Annotated in this window: 14 protein-coding genes; 7 read left to right on the forward strand and 7 right to left on the reverse strand. The window is 73.8% G+C overall.

Going from position 1 to position 18,481, the window contains the following annotated elements:
* The first annotated feature begins 12 nt into the window (after positions 1 to 12).
* The 7 genes from ACIA6B_RS18840 to ACIA6B_RS18870 all read left to right on the forward strand — a co-directional run bounded on the left by ACIA6B_RS18840 (position 13) and on the right by ACIA6B_RS18870 (position 10,014).
* Positions 13 to 555, forward strand: coding sequence for a hypothetical protein (locus ACIA6B_RS18840; protein ID WP_396774865.1), 543 nt, complete (start codon positions 13 to 15; stop codon positions 553 to 555).
* Positions 556 to 651: 96 nt separating this feature from the next.
* Positions 652 to 1,920 carry an FxsC protein gene (fsxC, locus tag ACIA6B_RS18845; protein ID WP_396774866.1) on the forward strand — a complete coding sequence of 423 codons (1,269 nt, stop codon included), beginning with the start codon at positions 652 to 654 and terminating at the stop codon, positions 1,918 to 1,920.
* Positions 1,920 to 5,288 (forward strand): KGGVGR-motif variant AAA ATPase, encoded by a 3,369-nt coding sequence (locus tag ACIA6B_RS18850; RefSeq protein WP_396774868.1) that lies wholly within the window; start codon positions 1,920 to 1,922, stop codon positions 5,286 to 5,288. Before fsxC ends, ACIA6B_RS18850 begins: the two co-directional genes overlap by 1 nt.
* A complete protein-coding gene (locus tag ACIA6B_RS18855; protein ID WP_396774870.1) occupies positions 5,288 to 5,692 on the forward strand; it encodes a hypothetical protein in 405 nt (134 codons plus the stop codon). Before ACIA6B_RS18850 ends, ACIA6B_RS18855 begins: the two co-directional genes overlap by 1 nt.
* Before the next feature lie 125 nt (positions 5,693 to 5,817).
* Positions 5,818 to 8,727 (forward strand): M36 family metallopeptidase, encoded by a 2,910-nt coding sequence (locus ACIA6B_RS18860; protein ID WP_396774872.1) that lies wholly within the window; start codon positions 5,818 to 5,820, stop codon positions 8,725 to 8,727.
* A gap of 177 nt (positions 8,728 to 8,904) precedes the next feature.
* Complete coding sequence (locus tag ACIA6B_RS18865; RefSeq protein ID WP_396774874.1) at positions 8,905 to 9,345, forward strand: ribonuclease domain-containing protein; 441 nt, start codon at positions 8,905 to 8,907, stop codon at positions 9,343 to 9,345.
* A 252-nt stretch (positions 9,346 to 9,597) separates the two neighbouring features.
* Positions 9,598 to 10,014, forward strand: a complete 417-nt coding sequence (locus ACIA6B_RS18870) for a barstar family protein (RefSeq protein WP_396774876.1) — start codon at positions 9,598 to 9,600, stop codon at positions 10,012 to 10,014.
* 140 nt (positions 10,015 to 10,154) lie between these two features.
* On the opposite strand, the gene ACIA6B_RS18875 is transcribed toward ACIA6B_RS18870, so the two are convergent.
* The 7 genes from ACIA6B_RS18875 to uxaC form a co-directional block, all read right to left on the reverse strand.
* A complete protein-coding gene (locus tag ACIA6B_RS18875; RefSeq protein WP_396774877.1) occupies positions 10,155 to 10,874 on the reverse strand; it encodes an HD domain-containing protein in 720 nt (239 codons plus the stop codon).
* 58 nt (positions 10,875 to 10,932) lie between these two features.
* A complete protein-coding gene (locus ACIA6B_RS18880; RefSeq protein ID WP_281941837.1) occupies positions 10,933 to 11,343 on the reverse strand; it encodes an ATP-binding protein in 411 nt (136 codons plus the stop codon).
* A gap of 233 nt (positions 11,344 to 11,576) precedes the next feature.
* Positions 11,577 to 12,956 carry a polysaccharide lyase family 1 protein gene (locus tag ACIA6B_RS18885; RefSeq protein ID WP_396774879.1) on the reverse strand — a complete coding sequence of 460 codons (1,380 nt, stop codon included), beginning with the start codon at positions 12,954 to 12,956 and terminating at the stop codon, positions 11,577 to 11,579.
* Positions 12,949 to 14,154: a Gfo/Idh/MocA family protein gene (locus ACIA6B_RS18890; RefSeq protein ID WP_396774880.1), complete on the reverse strand. Its 1,206-nt coding sequence runs from the start codon at positions 14,152 to 14,154 to the stop codon at positions 12,949 to 12,951. Before ACIA6B_RS18890 ends, ACIA6B_RS18885 begins: the two co-directional genes overlap by 8 nt.
* Positions 14,155 to 14,254: 100 nt before the next feature.
* Positions 14,255 to 15,745, reverse strand: a complete 1,491-nt coding sequence (locus ACIA6B_RS18895) for a mannitol dehydrogenase family protein (RefSeq protein ID WP_396774882.1) — start codon at positions 15,743 to 15,745, stop codon at positions 14,255 to 14,257.
* Complete coding sequence (locus ACIA6B_RS18900; protein WP_396774883.1) at positions 15,736 to 17,037, reverse strand: enolase C-terminal domain-like protein; 1,302 nt, start codon at positions 17,035 to 17,037, stop codon at positions 15,736 to 15,738. The genes ACIA6B_RS18895 and ACIA6B_RS18900 overlap by 10 nt, the downstream gene beginning before the upstream one ends.
* Complete coding sequence (uxaC, locus tag ACIA6B_RS18905; protein WP_396774885.1) at positions 17,034 to 18,467, reverse strand: glucuronate isomerase; 1,434 nt, start codon at positions 18,465 to 18,467, stop codon at positions 17,034 to 17,036. The genes ACIA6B_RS18900 and uxaC overlap by 4 nt, the downstream gene beginning before the upstream one ends.
* Between the last annotated feature and the right edge of the window lie 14 nt (positions 18,468 to 18,481).

An 18,481-nucleotide genomic window follows, 5' to 3' on the forward strand; every position in this document is an offset into this window, starting at 1 on the left:
CACACTGTAGCGGTGAACATGGGCAGGTATCTGGGTACGACGACGGCCCGCTTCGACGAGGTGACCCCGCTGCTGTGGGGCGCGGCCGACGAGGAGGATTCCCCGGACGCCGACGACCGCCGTAAGGTGGTGCTGGAGCAGTACAAGATCTATGTGGAGATGGCCGACCGGGTCAGTGCCCGGCGCGGCCTCACCAACACGTTCTTCCTGAGTTTGAACACGCTGATCGCCACCGCCGCCGGTGTCATCTGGCGCAGTCGCGACGGCGTCGAGCCGAGCTATCTGGCCGTCCCGGTGGCGGCGCTGCTGTTGCAGTGTGCGGCCTGGTTCTGGTTGCTGCGCTCCTATCGTCAGCTCAACTCCGCGAAGTACGTCGTGATCGGCGCGCTGGAGGAGCGGCTGCCGGCTTCGCCGTACTGGCGGGCGGAGTGGAAGGCGCTGGGCGAGGGTCGTGACCCGTCGCGGTACTGGCCGTTGACCCACCTCGAACAGTGGATACCGGTCTCGTTCGCCATCGTCTACGCGACCGGTTTTGTCCTGACGCTGCTGGCCTGAGCAGCCGATCAGCCGAACTGTCGGCAAGTCGACGATTGCCGCACCGTCACTGTCTCGTTCAGACTGACCCCCGGTCGTCGGCGAGAGTGTGCGGGGATGTCGTTTCTTTTCTTTCTCAGCTATTGCGGCGAGGACGGGCGCGGTGGGCTCGTCTCCGATTTCTTCACCGATCTGTCGGACGAGATCCGCCGGAGCACCAACCTGCCGGAGGACCGCATCGGCTTCGAGTACGGGAGGATGGACGACGGGACACAGTGGCGGCCCACCGTCGCGAAGGCGCTCGGCACCTGCAACGTGTTCGTGCCGCTCTACTCGCCGCGATACTTCGATGCGCGCTTCTGCGGTCAGGAGTGGGGGATCTTCGCCGACCGACTGCGGTCGTACGAGCAGGAGCACGGCGTCACGCCGGAGCTGATCGTGCCGGTGCTGTGGGAGGACGTCTTCGGTGCGGGCCAGGTCGGCATCCCACGGCTCGCCCAGGACATCTGGGCGCGAAGTGGCGTGTTGGGAACCCAGCAGCCCCCGATCGCCCTGCGAAAAATGGTGCAGCAAAAGGCCCGGCACCGCGACCGTTACGACGACTTCCTGGACCAGTTGGTCGACCGGATCCGTACCGTAGCCGCGCGGTACGAGCTTCCGGCGTACGATGCGGCGATCGACTTCGACACCGCGCCGGACGTCTTCCGGCCCGTGGCCGGTGAAGATGGCGACAGTCCCGTTCCCCGGCCGAGGGCGGGGGAGCCTTGCACGAGCGGCCCGCGACACGTGCACCTCGTGGTGGCGGCGCCGACAGCGACCGAGGCCGCCGAGAAGCGCGTCGACGTGGACCGTTACGGGACGCGTTCGGAGGACTGGATGCCCTACCTCCCGGAGGCGGTCAAGCCGGTGGTGCGCTACGCGATGACGGTCGCGGACGAGCAGGACCTCACCTCGCACCCGGTCGGCGCGTCCGAGAAGCTGCCCGAACTGCTCACCGACGCGGAGTCGGCGAATGAGTTGGTCGTCCTGCTGGTGGACGCCTGGGCCACACTCATCCCGGCGTACGCCGAGGCGCTGGAGCCCTACGACCACCATTTCTACGGCAACTGCGCCGTGCTGGTGCCGTGGAACCCGGCGGACGCGGAGTCGACGGCGAACGTGACGACGTTGGGGGCATCGGTGTCGAACCTGTTCGCGAAGAACATGCGGGTTCCGCATCCGAATTTCCACCACTCGCTTCGCAGCGTGGACGAGTTCCAGCAGACGTTGCGGGAGGTGCTCATCCGGACCCAGAAGTTCGTCTTCGAGCGACACCCGGTGCCGGAGTTCGCGGATGCCGCCCCGGTCGTCGACCGCCCGATCCTGGACGGACCGGGGGCGGCCTGATGGATGCCGACGAGACGACGGGACGCATCGTCACCTTCTACTCGTACAAGGGTGGCACCGGTCGTTCGATGGCCCTGGCCAACATGGCCTGGATCCTGGCCAGCAACGGCAATCGCGTGCTGACCGTGGACTGGGACCTGGAGGCGCCCGGTCTGCACCGCTACTTCCACCCGTTCCTCCTGGACAAGGAGTTGACCTCCACGCCGGGTCTGATGGACATGCTGTGGAGCTACGCGGCCGGCATGGTCGATCCGTCGCTCGACAACCGCGAGCAGTGGCGGAAGACGCACGCCGACGTGCTGGAGTACGCGGTGTCTCTGCGCCACGAGTTTCCCCACGGTGGGTTCGTCGACCTCCTGCCCGCCGGCCGGCAGGACCGGTCGTACGCGAGCCGCGCCATGTCGTTCGACTGGGACAACTTCTACGACCGGCTGCACGGCGGCTCCTTCATCGAGGAGATGAGGGGCAGCATGCGCCGGCACTACGACTACGTGCTGATCGACAGCCGGACCGGCCTCAACGACACGTCGGGCATCTGCACGGTGCAGCTTCCGGACGTCCTGGTCATCTGCTTCACGCTCAACAACCAGAGCGTCACCGGCGCGCTGGCCGTCGCGGACTCGGTACGCCGGCAGCGTGGCGACCGCGACCTGCGTATCCTCCCGGTGCCGTCGCGGGTGGAGGACGGCGAGAAGGCCCGGCTGGAGGCGGCCCGAAGCTACGTGCGGCACGGCTTCCGGCGCTTCGTCGACGTCGGGAGCCGGGAGGAGCGGGACCGCTACTGGGGTGACGTCGAGATCCCTTACAAGATCTTCTACGCCTACGAGGAGATCCTGGCATCGGTCGGTGACCGCCCGCACCAGGAAGGCTCGTTGCTGGCCGCCTACGAGCGGCTGACCGCCCGCGTGACGGGCGGTCGGGTTACCGAGGCCGAGCCGCTGCCGGTGTCGGAGCGGGAGGCGCTGGTCAGGCGCTTCTGGCGGCGGACCGTCGGGGTCAGCCTGTACGACTTCTTCATCAGTCATCACCCCGCCGACCAGCGGTGGGCCGAATGGATCGCCGCCGAGCTGGAACAGGCCGGCTACCGGGTCTGGGCCTCGTCGCGAAACCTCCGTCCCGGGGCCCGGTTGTCGGAGGAGATCGAGAGGGTCATGTTGTCCAGCGACGTGACGCTCGCGTTGCTGTCCCCCGCGGCGCTCCGGACGGTGGGGCTACGCCGCGAGTGGGGGCTCGCCCGCGACGTCGATCCGGGCGGCGAGTCGGCGCGCCTCATCCCGGTGCAGGTCGTCGAGTGCCCGACGCCGGCGGGGCTGCGGGACCTAAACGGCATCCAGTTGGCCGGAGAGGACGAGAAGACGGCGCGCCAGCGGTTGCTCACCGCGATCCGGTTGGTGCAGCCGTCCACCGGTGGTCTTCGTCCCCGGGACGCGGGCGTCGGGTCACGCGACTTCCCCGGCCGGTTGCCGAAGATCGCCCGGATGCCACCGGTACGGCTGCGGGACCTGGTCGGCCGCGAAGAGGAGATCTTCGACCTCTGGGCCGGCTTCCGGGGCCGTGGCGTCACGCAGGTGATCTGCGGTTTCGCCGGGGTCGGCAAGACGGCGTTGGCGGCCGAGTTCGTGCACCGGTTCGCCCCCACGTACGACGCCGTGTGGTGGGTCTCCGCCCGGTCCCGCGACGACGTCGTCCTCGGCGTGGCGGAGCTCGTCGTGGCGCTCGGCGGGACGGAGGATCCCAACCTCGACGAGCCGGGCCGCGAGCTGCCCTTCGTGCTCGGCAATCGGCGGTGTCTGCTGATCCTCGACGGGGTGGAGGACGTCCGCGACTGGCGCACGGTGGCTCCGCTGCCCGTGATGGACGTCCTCATCACCTCCCGGCTCCAGGGCTGGGGCGCGGACGTGGTCCGGCACGAGCTGTCCGTCCTGTCCGAGGCGGAGTCCGTCGAGCTGCTCCGCCGGATCGAGCCCGACCTGGGCGACGGCCCGGCACGGGAGATCGCCGGGCGGGCCGGTGGGTTGGCGCTGGCGCTGGCGCTGGCCGCCACCAGTCCCGCCGTGGCGGGCAACCTCCGGGGCGACACGCACACCCGGTCGTCCGGCTTCATCCTGGCTCCCTTCTGGGCCTGGGCGCGGGAGCGGCTGTGGAACGAGGCGCCGGCCGCCGTGGAGTTGCTGCGCATCGTGGCGTTCTTCGCCCCCGACCCGATCCCGGTCAGCCTCTTCGTCGACACCCCGGCCGCCGCGGACCACCCGGGCCTGCGCAACGCGATGACGCGGGACTCGAACTTCGACGAGCTGCTGGCCACGTTGCACGACCACAGCCTGGTGGAGCGGGACGAGGACTCGTTCCGCGTGCACCCGCTGGTGCAGGAGGCCGTGCGGGAGGAGCTCACCATCATCGCCCAGGAGTCGTACCGGCGTCAGGGCGAGCGGCTCCTGGTCTCCGCCCGGCTCGGTGATCCGGTCGACGCGCGCAGCTGGCCCCGGTACCGGCGGCTGCTTCCGCACGTGGTGGCCGCCGACTGGGCCCAGGGACAGTCGCTGCGCGCGCTCGTGCTCCTCCTGTGCGGTCAGCTCTCCGCGGTCGGTGAGATCGACCGGGCGGTGAGTCTGAGCCAGGACGCGGCGGCACGCTTCACCAACCTGCTCGGCCCCGACCATCGGGACACGATCGCGGCCCTGCACACCTTCGCCGCGCTGGCCTGGCAGACCGGGGAGGTTCAGACGGCGCTCGTGCTGGCCGAGCGCGTCTGGACGCGGCGGGCCGAACTGCTCGGTCCGGAGCACGGCGACACCCTCGCCGCGTTGAACAACCTCGCCGTGATGCTGTGGAGCCAGGATCGACGCGAGGAGGCGTTGAGCCGGAACGAGACGCTCCTGGCCCTGCGGCAGGCCGCGCTCGGGCCGGACCATCCCGACACGCTGGTGGCGCTGGGCAACCGGGCCACGATGCTCTTCGGGGCGGGCCGGTTGGCGGAGGCGCTCAACTGCGAGCAGGCCGTGCACCTCGGACGGCGCCGGCGGCTCGGCGCGCAGCATCCGGCCACGCTGGCGTCACTGGAGAACATCGCCGCGATCCGGCTCGAGATGGGGGAGAAGAACTCCGCCGCGGAGACCTACGAGTTGGTGGTCGCGCGCTACGGAGAGCTGCTGGGCACCGACCACCCGGACACCCTGCGCGCGATGATCCTGCTGGCCCGGGCGAGACAGCGGCTGGGCGACGAGACGGCCGCGCGGCGGCTGCTCGCCGAGGCGAGTGACCGACAGCATCGGGTCCTTCCCGAAGACCATCCACAGCATGCGGCGATCGGTGCGGTGCTGAGGGAGATGTGGGGGCCGAAGGACGACCAGGAGCGGGGAGACACCTGATGGATCCGATGGTGATGTCGCTGGCCCGGCAGGCCGGTCAGGCGGTCGTGGCCGCGATGGCCTCGGAGATGTGGCCGATCGTGCGGGACCGGCTGACGAGGCTCTACGCCCGGACGAGTGAGGGCCGGGCCTCGGAGGTCGCGGACGCGCTGGAGGACTCCCGCCGGTCCGTGCTGGGCGGCGACTCCTCGCCCGACTTCGTGGCCACCCGCTGGCAGGGCCGCTTCGAGGCGATGCTGGAGGTGCACCCGGACCAACTCGAACCGCTGCGGGAGGTCGTCGTCGGCACGACCGTCGAGGCGGAAACCGATCCGGGCCAGGTGTTCCGGGTCGGCAGCGGCACGGTGCTCGGCCACGGCCAGATCGTCGCCCACAACCTCGGTGGCGGCATGATCTGGCCCTGAGCCGACACACTGTCATTAATGGATGTTCGGCGGGTGTCGGCCGGTCGATCATCCTGGTCGGATGGCGGCACGGACATCGCCGTTCGACGATGACAGGAGGGACCGTGCGCACACCATCCCGTGCGTTGACGGGGACCACCGCGCTGCTCATGGCAGCCGGCATGGTCCTGACCGCCGCAGCCGGCGGTCAGGCCGCACCCCGGGACCAGGCCCGCGCCGGGGCCGTACCCGACCACCTGCCCGGGGACCGGCACGACAGCCGGGCCAAGGACAACCGCAAGGGCCGCGTCGCCGCCAGCGCGCGGCAGCGGGACCGGGTCGCCGCGCTGGGCGCGCGGGTCCGCTGGACCGACTTCGGTACGCCGGCCACGCTCACCTCGACCGGGAAGCCGCTCGCCACCGGGCTGCCCGCCGACCCGGCCGCCGCCGCACGCGCCTACGTGACGGCGAACGCCGACGTGCTCGGGCTGACCGCCGAGGGCGCCGCCGGGCTGGAGCAGTTGACCGTGGCGCCGATGGGGCCGGGCGCGACGGTGCTGTTCCGGCAGCGCTTCGGGGACCTGCCGGCCGCCGTCGACGGCATGCTGGCGATCGGCGTACGCGACGGGGCGGTCTGGCACGTCAGCTCGTCGCTGGCCCGGGACGCCGGCACGCCGGCGCCCGCCACGATCGACGCCGCGCAGGCCCGCAGAGCCGCCATCGCGGACGCCGGCCGCGCCGACGCGCAGGTCATGCGTACCTCGTTGGTCGCGGTGCCCACCGCGGACCGGGGGCCGCGTGCGGCCTGGGAGGTGGTGCTGGGCGCGGACACCACCGGCGCGGACCCGGCCGCCTACTCCACCTACGTGGACGCCCGCGACGGCGGTGTGCTGGTCCGTGCGGACCTGATCGACCACGCGGCGGACAGTCCGTCCTGGGACGTGTTCCCGAACTCGCCGCGCGTCGACAGGTCCTCGGTCGACACCCGGGTGCGCTGGTGCGCCGCGCCGGCGGCCGGCTGCCGCGAGGTGGTCGGCGTGCCGGGGCACCCGGCGTGGGACGTCGACCCGGCCACCGGGGCGTCCACCGCCACCACGAAGGGCAACAACGCGATCGCGGTGCAGAACTGGTTCAGCAACGACCCGTTCAGCGTCGGCACCGAGACCGCCACGCCGCGTCCGGACCGCGTCTACGCGTACCCGTGGACGAACCAGTGGCAGGAGCGGCGCTGCGACCCGGAGGTGTTCACCTCGCCGCAGGCAGGCGACATCGACGCGGCCCGGGCGAACCTGTTCGGGATGCACAACCGGATGCACGACTGGACCTACCACCTGGGCTTCACCGAGGAGACCTGGAACCTGCAACAGGACAACCTCGGCCGGGGCGGTCTCGGCGGCGATGCCGAGCAGGGCAACGCGCAGGCCGGCGGCGTCAGCGGCGGCCCGCCGACGTTCCCGGCCCGCAACAACGCCAACCAGATCACCCCGCCGGACGGCGTCGCGCCGACCACCAACATGTACCTGTGGCAGCCGGTCGCCGGCTCGTTCTACGCGCCCTGCGTGGACGGCGACTTCGACATGTCGGTGATCGCCCACGAGTACGGCCACGCGGTCACCAACCGCATGATCGCCGGCCCGAGCGCGGGCGTCAGCTCGCCGCAGGGCATGAGCGAGAGCTGGTCGGACCAGCTCGCCATGGAGTACCTGTTCGAGCACGGGTACGCTGCGCCCGGCCGACGTGGCTTCACCATCGGCGAGTACACCACCCAGGACCCGAACGCGGGCATCCGCAACTACAACATGAGTGACAGTCCGCTCAACTACTCGTCGGTCGACTACGACGTGACCGGCCTCCAGGTGCACGCGTCCGGCGAGGTGTGGAGCGCCACCAACACCGACATCCGGGCGGCCATGGTGCGCCGCTGGGGCGCCGGCACGCCGGCCGTGCAGAAGGCGTGCGCGACCGGGGCCCGCGACGTGACGGCCTGCCCGGGCAACCGGCGCTGGATCCAGCTCGTCGTCGACTCGTTCCTGCTGATGGCGGTCAGCCAGGTCAGCATGGTCGACGCCCGGGACGCGATGCTCGCCGCCGACCGGATCCGCTTCGGCGGGGCCAACCAGGACCTGCTCTGGAACGCGTTCGCCGCGCGGGGCCTCGGCGAGACCGCGGCCAGCGTCGGCAACGCCGACCCCGATCCGACGCCGGGCTTCACCTCCCCGTACGCGGAGGAGGGCTCGCTGCGGCTGCTGCCGCTCGGCGACCGCGGGCCGGTGGCCGGCGCGCAGCTGTTCGTCGGGCGCTACCAGGCGCGGGCGGTGCCGGTCGCGGACACCGACGCGGCCACCCCGCGCACCGACCGGGTGGACCTGGTGCCCGGCACGTACGAGTTCGTGGTCCGGGCGCCCGGGTACGGGCACACCCGGATCGGCCCGGTGACGGTGCGGGCCGGCCAGGACCGGACGCTGCCGGTGGTGCTGCGGGCCAACCTGGCGTCGACGACGGCGGGCGCGACGGTCGCCGGTGACGGCATCAACCTGGCGTCGGTCGCGGACGACGACGAGGCCACCAACTGGGCCTCGCTCGGCGTGCCGGTGGCCGGACGGCAGGTCACCGTCGACCTGGCCGGCGGCCTCCAGCAGGTACGCCGGGTGCAGGTCAGCGCGATGCTGCGCCCGCCGGTGACCGGGGACCCGGACGCCGGCACCCAGAGCCGGTACTCCGCGGTGCGGCAGTTCCGGGTCCTGGCGTGCACCGCCGGCGGCACGGTGAGCTGCGCCGACGCGGCCGACTTCCGGCCGGTGTTCACGAGCCGGCCGGACGCGTTCCCGGCGGTGGCGCCGCGGCCCCGGGCGCCGGAGCTGATCCTGCGCTCGTTCGACATCCCCCGCACCCGGGCCACCCACCTGCGAGTCGAGGTGCTGACCAACCAGTGCACCGGCGCGCCGGACTACGCCGGTGAGCAGGACGCCGACCCGCGGGCGGCGACCGACTGCGCGACGGCCAGCCCGCAGGCGCAGAACGTGCGGATCGCCGAGTTCCAGGCGTTCGCGCGCTGAGCACCCGGCGGGTGCGGGCGGCTCGGTCCGTCCGCACCCGCCACCGCCTGTTCACCCGGGATTCGGGGCCCGGTCGCCGGCTGAGGGCTGTACGCCGGGCAGGATCCTGGGCAGACTGAGCGCCGACCAGCCAACGATGTTGGTCGATGCCCTGTCGGCTCGCTCAAGGAGGATCCCTTGACCCCGTTCCTCGCCGTCGTCACCCGCGTCCGCCGCGCCCTGGCCGCGTCCGCCCTGGTCACCGCCGTGGCCGCCGCCGCGCTGGTGGCCCCCGCCACGGTCTCCACCCGACTCGCCGAGCCCGCCGAGGCCGCCGTCTACAGCTCCTGCACGCTGTCGCGCTGCGCGGACGCCAGGACGGCCCGCTCCGGCTGGTCGGCGAAGAGCTTCCCGACCAGCCGGGGCTGGTACTCGTGGAGCGGCGGCCAGTGCAACTTCGCCGGCGGCCAGTTCTACAACCGCGAGGGCCAACTGCCCACCAACGCCACCTACTACGAGTACGACGTCTACCCGCGCGCCTGCAACGCCGCCCGGGACGCGTACCGGATCGTGGTGAACAGGAGCACCGGGACGACCTGGTTCTCGCCCGACCACTACGCCAACTTCTACCGGCTCTGAGTTTCCGTCGGGGGCGGGCGCCCCCCCCCCCGGCCGCGCGGGGCACAGCGGAGAGACCAAGGGGCCCCCGCGCCCCCACCCCCGGCGCAGCGCCCCCGCCAGCCCCCCCCGGCCCGCCCCCCCGCGCCCCCGGCCCCCCCCCCCCCCCGCCCCCCCCCCCCGCCGCCCCCCCCCCCCCCCCCCCGCGCCGCCCCCCCCCCCCCCCCCCCCCCCCCCCCCCCCCCCCCCCCACGGTCGGAAAGGACAGATCCCATGGGCGCAGCGTCCCCGCAGCCGCCGGCCTGGCTCACGCTCGACGCCGACTCGGCGCCCGAGCCGGCCGGCGTGCCGGTCCCCGGCGCGGCCACCCGCACCCGGGCGGCCCTGCACGAGACGCTGGCCGAGGCGCTGCCGCTGCCCGACTGGTACGGCCGCAACTGGGACGCGCTCGCCGACGTCCTCAACGACCGGATCGAGGAGGGGCCGCTCACCCTCGTCGTACGCGACGCGGCGAACCTGCTCGCCGACGAGCCGCCGGCCCAGCTCGGCACGCTGCTCGACGTGCTCGGCGCGGCAGCCGCCGGCGGACACGCCACGCTGCGGGTGGTGCTGCGCGAGCACCCGGAGCAACTGCCCGCCCTGCGCGCCAGAGTCGCCGCCGCCCTGGGCGCCACCCCCCACCCCACCTGACCACCCCCACCCCACCTGACCACCCCCACCCCACCCCTCCGCGCCCACCCTGGTCGCTGTTTCCCGGAAAGCGTGGCTGATCCGCCCGGCACAGCCACGCTTTCCGAGAAAGAGGCCGCTTGGGGTGACGGGGGTGGGGGTCAGGGGCGGGGGTCGAGGATGGCGCTGAAGCGCTCCTCGGCGAGGTCGAGCTGGGCGAAGATGTGTTGCTTGACCGGTGCCGACAGGGGCGTGTCCGGGCGGGCGACCAGCTCGCGGAAGACCGGCACCAGCGGGCGGTACTTGGTGGCCGCGCGGGCCACCTTCGGGCCCACCGTGTGGATCACGCCGACGCCGTTGTCGGTGAAGTCGGACACCTTGATCACCCGCGCCCAGGGCTCCCGGTCCAGACTGCTCGCCACGTGCTCCCGGTACTGCGCGTCCCGGTCCCGGTCCGGGTCGTACTCCGGGTTGGTGACCGCCGCGACCAGTCGCGCCACCCGCGGGCCGAACCGCGCGGCGAGCGTGGCCAGCGCCGCCGTCGTCACGTCCCGGTCGACCGTCGGACCGGCCAGCTCGACCGGATGGTCCTCCACCGCGTCGTGCAGCAGCCCCGCGACGATCACGTCCACGTCGCGCACCTGGTAGTGGTGCATCAGCCGGATCGCCACCCGCAGCAGGTGGTTCAGGTACGGCTCCCGGACCCGCCGGTCGTCGCGGTGCAGCTCGGCGGCGAGGTCCAGCGCCTCGGTCAACCGGTCGCGGGCCGCGTCGTCGAACGCGGCGACCTCCAGCCGGAAACGGGCCAGCAGGCCGGGTTCACCATGGATCTCGGTGATCGCGTGCATCGGCATGGTGGCGAGGTACGCGGGGAACTCCATACGTCCCTTATAGCTGATCTTCGCTCGCCGGGGACGGACGACAGGCCCCGGGTCGGCGTCAGCCGGCCGGGGTGAGCCGCTTGACCAGGCGTACGCAGGTGCCCTCCGGCGTGCCGACGATCGTCGCCTCGTCCATCACCCGCGCCATGATCAGCCGCCCCCGGCCGCGGTCGCTCTCGTCGCCGCCGTCGGCCGGCCGCCAGGCGCCGTGGTCGCGTACCTCGATCTCCAGCCGGTCGTCGCGCAGTTCGACCCGGAGCGTGGTGATCCCGTCGGGGGCGAAGCGGTAGCCGTGCTCGATCGCGTTGGCGCAGGCCTCCCCGGTGGCGATCAGCACCGTCTCGACGTCCCACTCGCCGATGCCGTGCGCGTGCAGCCAACCGCGCAGCCGCTCCCGGGTGGGCGCGAGCCGGCCGGGGTCGGCCGGCAGATCGATGGTGAGGACCCGGCCGGATGTCCCACCCGTCACGTCCGGCCTCCGTCCCGTGCCCGTCTCCGGGCCTGGGCATCCACTCGCGCTGTCACCACCCGCTTCTCACCCTCTTGTCCCCGGTGACCGCCGATTCATGCCACCGACGGCGAGGTTCGGCAAAGGTGATCATCGCGCATCGGGGCCGGCCTGTCAGCCGACACCCCGACGGAAGCCGCCGGGCCGGCGTCCGTGGGTGCGGACGCCGGCCCGGTGCGCGGGTCGGTCAGCGGTCAGAGCGGAAGCCGGCCGGCGCCCGCCCAGGCGCCGACGACAAGCGGCACCAGCGGCGTCGGCAGCGGCGGCGCGGCGCGCAGCGTCGGCGTCCAACCGGCGTCGCCGCCGAGGTCCGGGTCGTGCGCGGCGTTGTACGCGGCCAGCAGGTCCACCGGCCGGGCCCGCCCGTCACCCTGCCGCACCCAGCTTCCGCGCTCGGTGAGCGCGGTGCCGCCCCAGTCGCGGATGAGGTCCGCCGGGTCGACGTCGTCGGCGAGCGTGAAGAAGTTGTGCTCCGCGACGATGGCGGACCGGACGCCGACGCCGAGCGCGTACTCGAAGCCGGGGCCGCCCAGCCGGTAGTGGTTCTCGTGCACGTCCACCTGGCCGAACCGCACCCGGGGCAGCCGTTGGAGGTCCCCGTCGAACAGGTTGTGGTGCACGCTGACCTTCAGCCGGTCGACGTCCGGGCCGACCGTGTTGGAGGAGCCGATCAGCATCAGCTTGTCCCGCCCGGCGAACCGGTTCCAGGACGCGGTGACCAGGCTGGCGGTGTGGGTGACGTCGAGCGAGCCGTCGTGCACCTGGTAGGGCCGGCCGAAGTAGCTCGGCTGCGCGCGGTCCGGGTTGTCGCCGTCGGTGAACGTGTTGTGGTCCACCCAGACGTGCTCGCTGCGCCGCACCGAGATCTGGTCGTACTGCGAGTTCCAGTTGCCGGCGTCGCCGTCGGTGGGGGACCAGGCCGGGAAGCAGTCCCGGGCGTCGGCCAGTTCCAGGTTGCGCACGATCACGTTGGCGACCCGGTCGATCATCAGGGTCAGCCCGGTGAGCCGGGCGCCACGCAGCCCGACGATCGTGGTGTTGGACCCGACGTTGATCTGCGTCTGCCGGGTCTGGGCGGCCACCGACCGGACCCGGGCCGCCTCCAGCGGGCCGCTCGGGTCCACCCGGCCCCAGACCGCCGGGTCGTACGCGGCCAGGTAGGCCGGCAGCGAGTACTCCGGGTCGGCCAGGTCGGCGCAGTCCAGCGGCGTGCCGTCGGGCCCCTCGAAGCCGTCGATCGGGCCGGCCACGTACACGATCTTGGGGGTGGCGTCGGCCGCGTTCGTGGCGTTGTCGCCGCCGAGCGCGGCGACCAGCTCGGCGCGGGTCCGCACCAGGCGTACCCGGTCCACGGTGGCGGCCCCGCCGCCGGTGGTGCCGACGCCCTCGGCGGCCCAGCCGTCGTTCGCCGGCAGCGCCTGGCGGCCGAGCAGCTTTGCCGCCGGTTCCTGGCGGCCGAGCAGGCCCGCCGCCGGCGACGGCGTCCCGCCGGCCGGCGCGGCCGACGCCGGCATCGCGGTGGTGGCCGCGAGCGCGGCGGCGAGGATCGCGGCGGTGACCGTTCGTCTACGCATGACGTGCTCCGTTCTGTCTGTCGGGGATGTCGACGCCGAGGTCCACCAGGTACGGCCGGACCGCCCACGGCACGCCCGCCTCGGACGGCAGCGCGCCGGTCTCCGCCGCGTCCCGCAGCACCGCGTTGACGCCCCGGAGCACCCGGACCCGCTCCGGTCCGTCGCCCACGGCGCGCACCAGGTCACCGTCGAGCAGCGTCGGCTCGGGCGCGTCCCGCAGCGCGTCCAGCACCTCGGTGAACGGCCCGGTACGCGCCAGCGGCGCGATCAGCGGCACGCCGGCGGCGCGGTGGTCCAGCAGGTTCGCCAGCAGCCCGACCCGGCCGGGCACGGCGCGCGGGCGAGCGTCACCGGGCAGGCGCAGCCGGTCGGTCGGGTACTCCAGCACCGCCCGCCCCCGCTCGCCGGTGACCAGCACGTCCCCGGCGACGTGCTCCTCGGCGGCCAGCGTGAGCGCGGCCAGCACCGGCGGCCCGACGGCCGGGGTCAGCCGCAGCACGGTGGTGTCGTCCACCTCGATCGGGCGGACCCGGTAGCGCTCCACCTCGATCCGGGCCGGTCGCACCGGCTCGCCGGCCACCGCCCCGGCCACCGCCAGGCACTGCATCAGCGCGTGCGCGAGCGGGTTGGCCAGCGCGCCGTCCAGCGCCGGCCGGCCGTCCACCGACCGCCGGCCGGCCCACGGGGAACGGGCGTAGTAGGCGTCGGGACGCTGCCAGGCCGCCACGGTGGCGATGCCGGTGACCGGGCCGAGCCGCCCCGCGGCCAGCGCGGCGGTCAGCTCGGCCAGCGCCGCCGAGCCGAGCGCCTGGAAGTTGACCTGCACCGCCCGCCCGGCGGCGCCGGCGGCGTCGACAAGCGCCCGTTGTTCGGCCAGGTCGAGCACGGGCGGCTTCTCCAGCAGCAGGTCCGCGCCGGCGGCGAGCACGTCGCGCGCGATCGGCAGGTGGGTGTGCGGCGGCGTGCACACCACCACCACGTCCGGCCGGGACGCGGTCAGCATCGCCCGGTGGTCGGTGAAGATCCCGGTTCCGGGCGGCGTCGGCGCGTCCGGTTCCTCCTCCGGGGGCCGCACGTCGACAAGCGCGACCAGCCGCAGCCGGCCGGCGCCGTGCAGCGCGGCGATCACCCGCCGGTGCCAGCGGCCGTGCCCGTTCGCGCCGACCAGCGCCACCCGCGGCGGCGCGTCGCCGCTCACCGACCCACCCCCGTCGCGTCGCTGTCGCCGGGTCGCGCGCCGTCGCCGTCGTCGGTTCGGGGGTCGTCGCTGTCGCCGGGTCGTGCCGGCGTGCCGCCGGTCACCGGGCGCCGGCCAGGGTGGCCCGGACGCCGTGCCGGTCCAGCGCGGTCAGCCAGCCGGTCACGGCCGTCCGGAACTCCTCGTCGGCGGCCAGCTCGGCGGGGAAGACCTCGCGGACCGCGAACACCGCGTCGACCACGCCGGCCGGGGTGTGCCGGCCGCCGGCGAGCGCCGCGCGCAGCCGGTCGGCGAGCGGGTCGTCGAGCGGCAGCGGCCGGCCGTCGTCGGCGTGTCCGTGCAGGAACCGCAGCCAGGCGGCCACCACCAGCGCGCTCCACCGCGCGGACCGGCCGGTCGCGCGCAGGTCGACGGCCGTGTGCAGCACCCGCTGCGGCAGCTTCTGCGAGCCGTCCGAGGCGACCTGCGCGGTGCGGTAGCGGATCGCCGGGTTGGCGAAGCGGGCGAGCACCTGCTCCCCGTAGTCCGGCACGGAGACGCCGGGCGGCGGGGTGAAGCTCGGCGCGATCTCCTCGGCGACCAGCCGGCGCAGCACCGCGTCCAGGTGCGGCAGCGCCAGCGCGTCGAGCACCGTCTCCGCGCCCGCGAGGGCCCCGAGGTACGCGGTGGCGGAGTGCACGCCGTTGAGCGCGCGCAGCTTCAGCCGTTCCCACGGTCCGGCGTCGTCGGTGAGGACCGCGCCGGCCCGCTCCCAGGCGGGTCGGCCGCCCGGGAAGTCGTCCTCGATCACCCACTGCGACCACGGTTCGGCCGCGACCGCTGCCAGGTCGGTCACGCCGAGCGCGCGCCGCGCGGTCTGCCGGGTCTCGTCGGTGCTGGCCGGCACGATCCGGTCGACCATGGTGCCGGGGCAGGTGACCTGCGCCGCCACCCGGTCCAGCGTCGCGTCGGGCACCCGGGCCAGCGCCAGGCCCTGGTCGACCAGGCTGCGCAGCCGGCGTCCGTTGGCCGGCAGGTTGTCGCAGCTCACCAGCGCCAGCGGCCCGGCGTCGGCGGCGGCCCGGGCGAGCAGCCCGCGGACCAGCAGCCCGGGCACGGTGCGCGGCGGCCGGTCGGTGGTCAGGTCGGCGGTCAGCTCCGCGTCGGCGGCCAGCGCGCCGGTCACCGGGTCGAGCTGGTACGCCTTCTCGGTGACGGTCAGCGTGACCACCCGGATCGCCGGGTCGGCGAGCAGGCGCACCACCGCGTCCGGGTCGCTGGCGGCGTGCCGCACCCCGGCCAGCGCGCCGACGACCCGGGTCGACGCGCCGTCGGCGGCGAGCGTGGTGACGCTGAACAGCGCGTCCTGCGCGGCCAGCGCCTCGACCACGTCGGTGCTGCGCGGCGCGACGCCGACGATGCCCCAGTCGCCGCCGGCCGCGCCGACCGCCGCCTCGGTGTGCACGGCCTGGTGGGCGCGGTGGAACGCGCCGAGCCCGAGGTGGACGATGCCGGCCGGCACGGTGCCGGGACGCACCAGCGGCCGGCTCTCCTCGGGCAGCCGGCGCAGCGTGGCCAGGCCGAGCCGGTCGGTGTCGACGGTCAGCGCCATGCCGGTCCCTCCGGGAAGCGGAACTCCGCGATCGACTCCGGCCGCATGGCGGCGCTGTAGCCGGGCGCGGTGGGCAGCAGGTAGCGTCCGCCGCGGGCGCGGACCGGGTCGACGAAGTGCTCGTGCAGGTGGTCCACGTACTCGACCATCCGGCCGTCCAGTCCGGTGCTCACCCGCAGGTGGTCGAAGACCGCGAGGTGCTGGACGTATTCACACAGCCCGACGCCGCCGGCGTGCGGGCAGACCGGCACCCCGAACTTCGCGGCCAGCAGCAGCTCGGCGAGCACCTCGTCGACGCCGCCGACCCGGCACGCGTCGACCTGCATCACGCCGATCGCCTCGGCCTGGAGCAACTGTTTGAAGATGACCCGGTTGGCCGCGACCTCGCCGGTGGCGACCCGGCACCGGCCGCCGGACAGCTCGGTCACCGCGCGGGCGATCCGGGCGTGCCCGAGCACGTCGTCGGCGTGGGTGGGCTCCTCGATCCAGTACGGGTCGACCTCGACCAGCACGCTCATCGCGGCGATCGCCTCGTCCACGTCCCAGACCTGGTTGGCGTCCATCATCAGCAACGCGTCCGGGCCGATCTCGGCCCGGATGATCCGGGCCCGCCGCAGGTCGTCGTCGAGCCGCCCGCCGACCTTCATCTTCATCGCCCGCCACCCCGCCGCGTACGCGTCGCGGGTCAGCGCGCGCACCTGCTCGTCCGGGTAGCCGAGCCAGCCCACCGACGTGGTGTACGACGGGAAGCCGTCGCGTTCCAGCCCGGCCAGCCGCTCGCCGAGCCCGTCGCGGCCCTTGTCCAGGATGGCCGCCGCCTCGTCCGGGGCAAGCGCGTCGGTGATGTGGTGGAAGTCGACGGTGGCCACCAGTTCGTCGGTGGGCAGCTCGGCGAGGAACCGCCACATCGGCTTGCCGGCCAGCTTGGCGCGCAGGTCCCAGACCGCGTTGACCAGCGCGCCGGTGGCCATGTGGATCACTCCCTTCTCCGGGCCGAGCCAGCGCAGCTGCACGTCGGCGGTGAGCGACCGCCAGAACGCCACCGGCTCGGCGGCGATCTCGGCGACCGTGCGCCCGCGTACGTGGTGGGCGAGCGCGCGGACCGCCGCGCAGGTGATCTCGTTGCCCCGGCCGTTGGTGAACGTGAACCCGGTGCCGGTCGGTCCGCCGTCGGTGGTCAGCTCCACGTAGGTGGCCGAGTAGTCGCCCCGGTTGATCGCGTCCGAGCCGTCGCCGCTGGCGGCGGTGGGGAAGCGCACGTCGTGCACCTCGACGTCGACGATCCTGGTCATGAGTGCCCTCCGGAGAACTTGAAGACCTGCTTGGGCAGCCGGTACGCCAGGTCGACGATGGTCTCGGCGGCCTCGTCGGCGTCGAGGCGGTGCTCGGCGACCAGGCGGGCCAGGAAGCCGGCGTCGACCCGGCGGGCCACGTCGTGGCGGACCGGGATGGAGCAGAACGCGCGGGTGTCGTCGACGAACCCGGCGGTGTTGTAGAAGCCGGCGGTCTCGGTGACCGCCTCCCGGAACCGGCGCAGCACCTCCGGCGAGTCGAGGAACCACCAGGGGGCGCCGAGCCGCAGCGCCGCGTAGCCGCCCGCGAGGGGCGCCAGTTCCCGGGTGAAGGTGTCCTCGTCGAGCGTGTAGAGCACCACGGTCAGCCGCGGGTCGTTGCCGTGCGCGTCCAGCAGCGGGGCCAGGCCGTGCACGTAGTCGGTGGCCTGCGGCACGTCGCCGCCGACGTCGCGGCCGTGCCGGGCGTGCAGCCAGCGGTTGTGGTTGCGCACCGCGCCCGGGTGCAGCTGCATCACCAGGCCGTCGTCGAGCGACATCCGGGCGAACTCCAGCAGCATGTGCGCCCGGAACGCCTCCGCGTCGGCGGCGTCGGCCACGCCGCGCCGGCCCTTGTCGTAGAGCGCGGCGGCCTCCGCCGGCCCGAGATCGAGGGTACGGGCGGTCGGGTGCCCGTGGTCGGTGGAGGTCGCGCCGGCCGCGACGAACGCGGCCCGGCGCTGCCGCAGCGCGGCCAGGTAACCGGCGTACGTGCCGGTGTCCTCGCCGGACACGTCGGCGAGCCGGTCCACGTTGGCCGCCCAGCCGTCGAACTCCATGTCCACCACGTCGTCCGGGCGGAACGTGGTGACCACCCGCCCGCCCGGCCCGCCCCAGCCGTCGGCGGCGAGCTTGGCGTGCCGGCCCAGGTCGTCCAGGGGCGACTCGGTGGTGGCGAGCACCTCGATGCCGAAGCGGGTGAACAGCTCCCGGGGCCGGAATGCCGGCTCGGCGAGGCGGGCGGCGAGCGCGTCGTAGACCGTGTCGGCGGTGGCCGGGGAGAGCGGCGTGTCCACGTCGAACACGTTCCGGAACGTCTGCTCCAGCCACAGCCGCGACGGCGTGCCCCGGAACAGGTGCCAGTGCGCGGCGAAGCGCCGCCAGATGGTCCGCCCGTCGGTCTCGACCGGGCTGCCGTCGACGCTCGGCACGCCCAGGTCGGCCGGCGGCACGCCCTGGCTCAGCAGCATCCGGGTCAGGTAGTGGTCGGGCACGATCAGCAGCCGGGCCGGGTCGGGGAACGGGCGGTCCTCGGCCAGCAGCGCCGGGTCGACGTGCCCGTGCGGGGAGATGATCGGCTGCGTGGCCGCCAGGGCGTACAGCTCGCGGGCCAGCGCGCGTTGGCCGGGCTCGGCGGGCAGCAGCAGATCACTGGGGGAGATGATCGGCACGGAAGCGGGCTCCT

Source organism: Micromonospora sp. NPDC051141, from assembly GCF_044455765.1.
In the GTDB taxonomy this organism is placed as follows: domain Bacteria; phylum Actinomycetota; class Actinomycetes; order Mycobacteriales; family Micromonosporaceae; genus Micromonospora.

Bases quoted from the DNA above. Each gene is read 5' to 3' on its own strand.
- fsxC (WP_396774866.1), top strand. From the start codon at position 652: ATGTCGTTTCTTTTCTTTCTCAGCTATTGCGGCGAGGACGGGCGCGGT.
- ACIA6B_RS18850 (WP_396774868.1), top strand. From the start codon at position 1,920: ATGGATGCCGACGAGACGACGGGACGCATCGTCACCTTCTACTCGTAC.
- ACIA6B_RS18855 (WP_396774870.1), top strand. From the start codon at position 5,288: ATGGATCCGATGGTGATGTCGCTGGCCCGGCAGGCCGGTCAGGCGGTC.
- ACIA6B_RS18870 (WP_396774876.1), top strand. From the start codon at position 9,598: ATGGGCGCAGCGTCCCCGCAGCCGCCGGCCTGGCTCACGCTCGACGCC.
- ACIA6B_RS18875 (WP_396774877.1), bottom strand. From the start codon at position 10,874: ATGGAGTTCCCCGCGTACCTCGCCACCATGCCGATGCACGCGATCACC.
- ACIA6B_RS18885 (WP_396774879.1), bottom strand. From the start codon at position 12,956: ATGCGTAGACGAACGGTCACCGCCGCGATCCTCGCCGCCGCGCTCGCG.
- ACIA6B_RS18895 (WP_396774882.1), bottom strand. From the start codon at position 15,745: ATGGCGCTGACCGTCGACACCGACCGGCTCGGCCTGGCCACGCTGCGC.
- ACIA6B_RS18900 (WP_396774883.1), bottom strand. From the start codon at position 17,037: ATGACCAGGATCGTCGACGTCGAGGTGCACGACGTGCGCTTCCCCACC.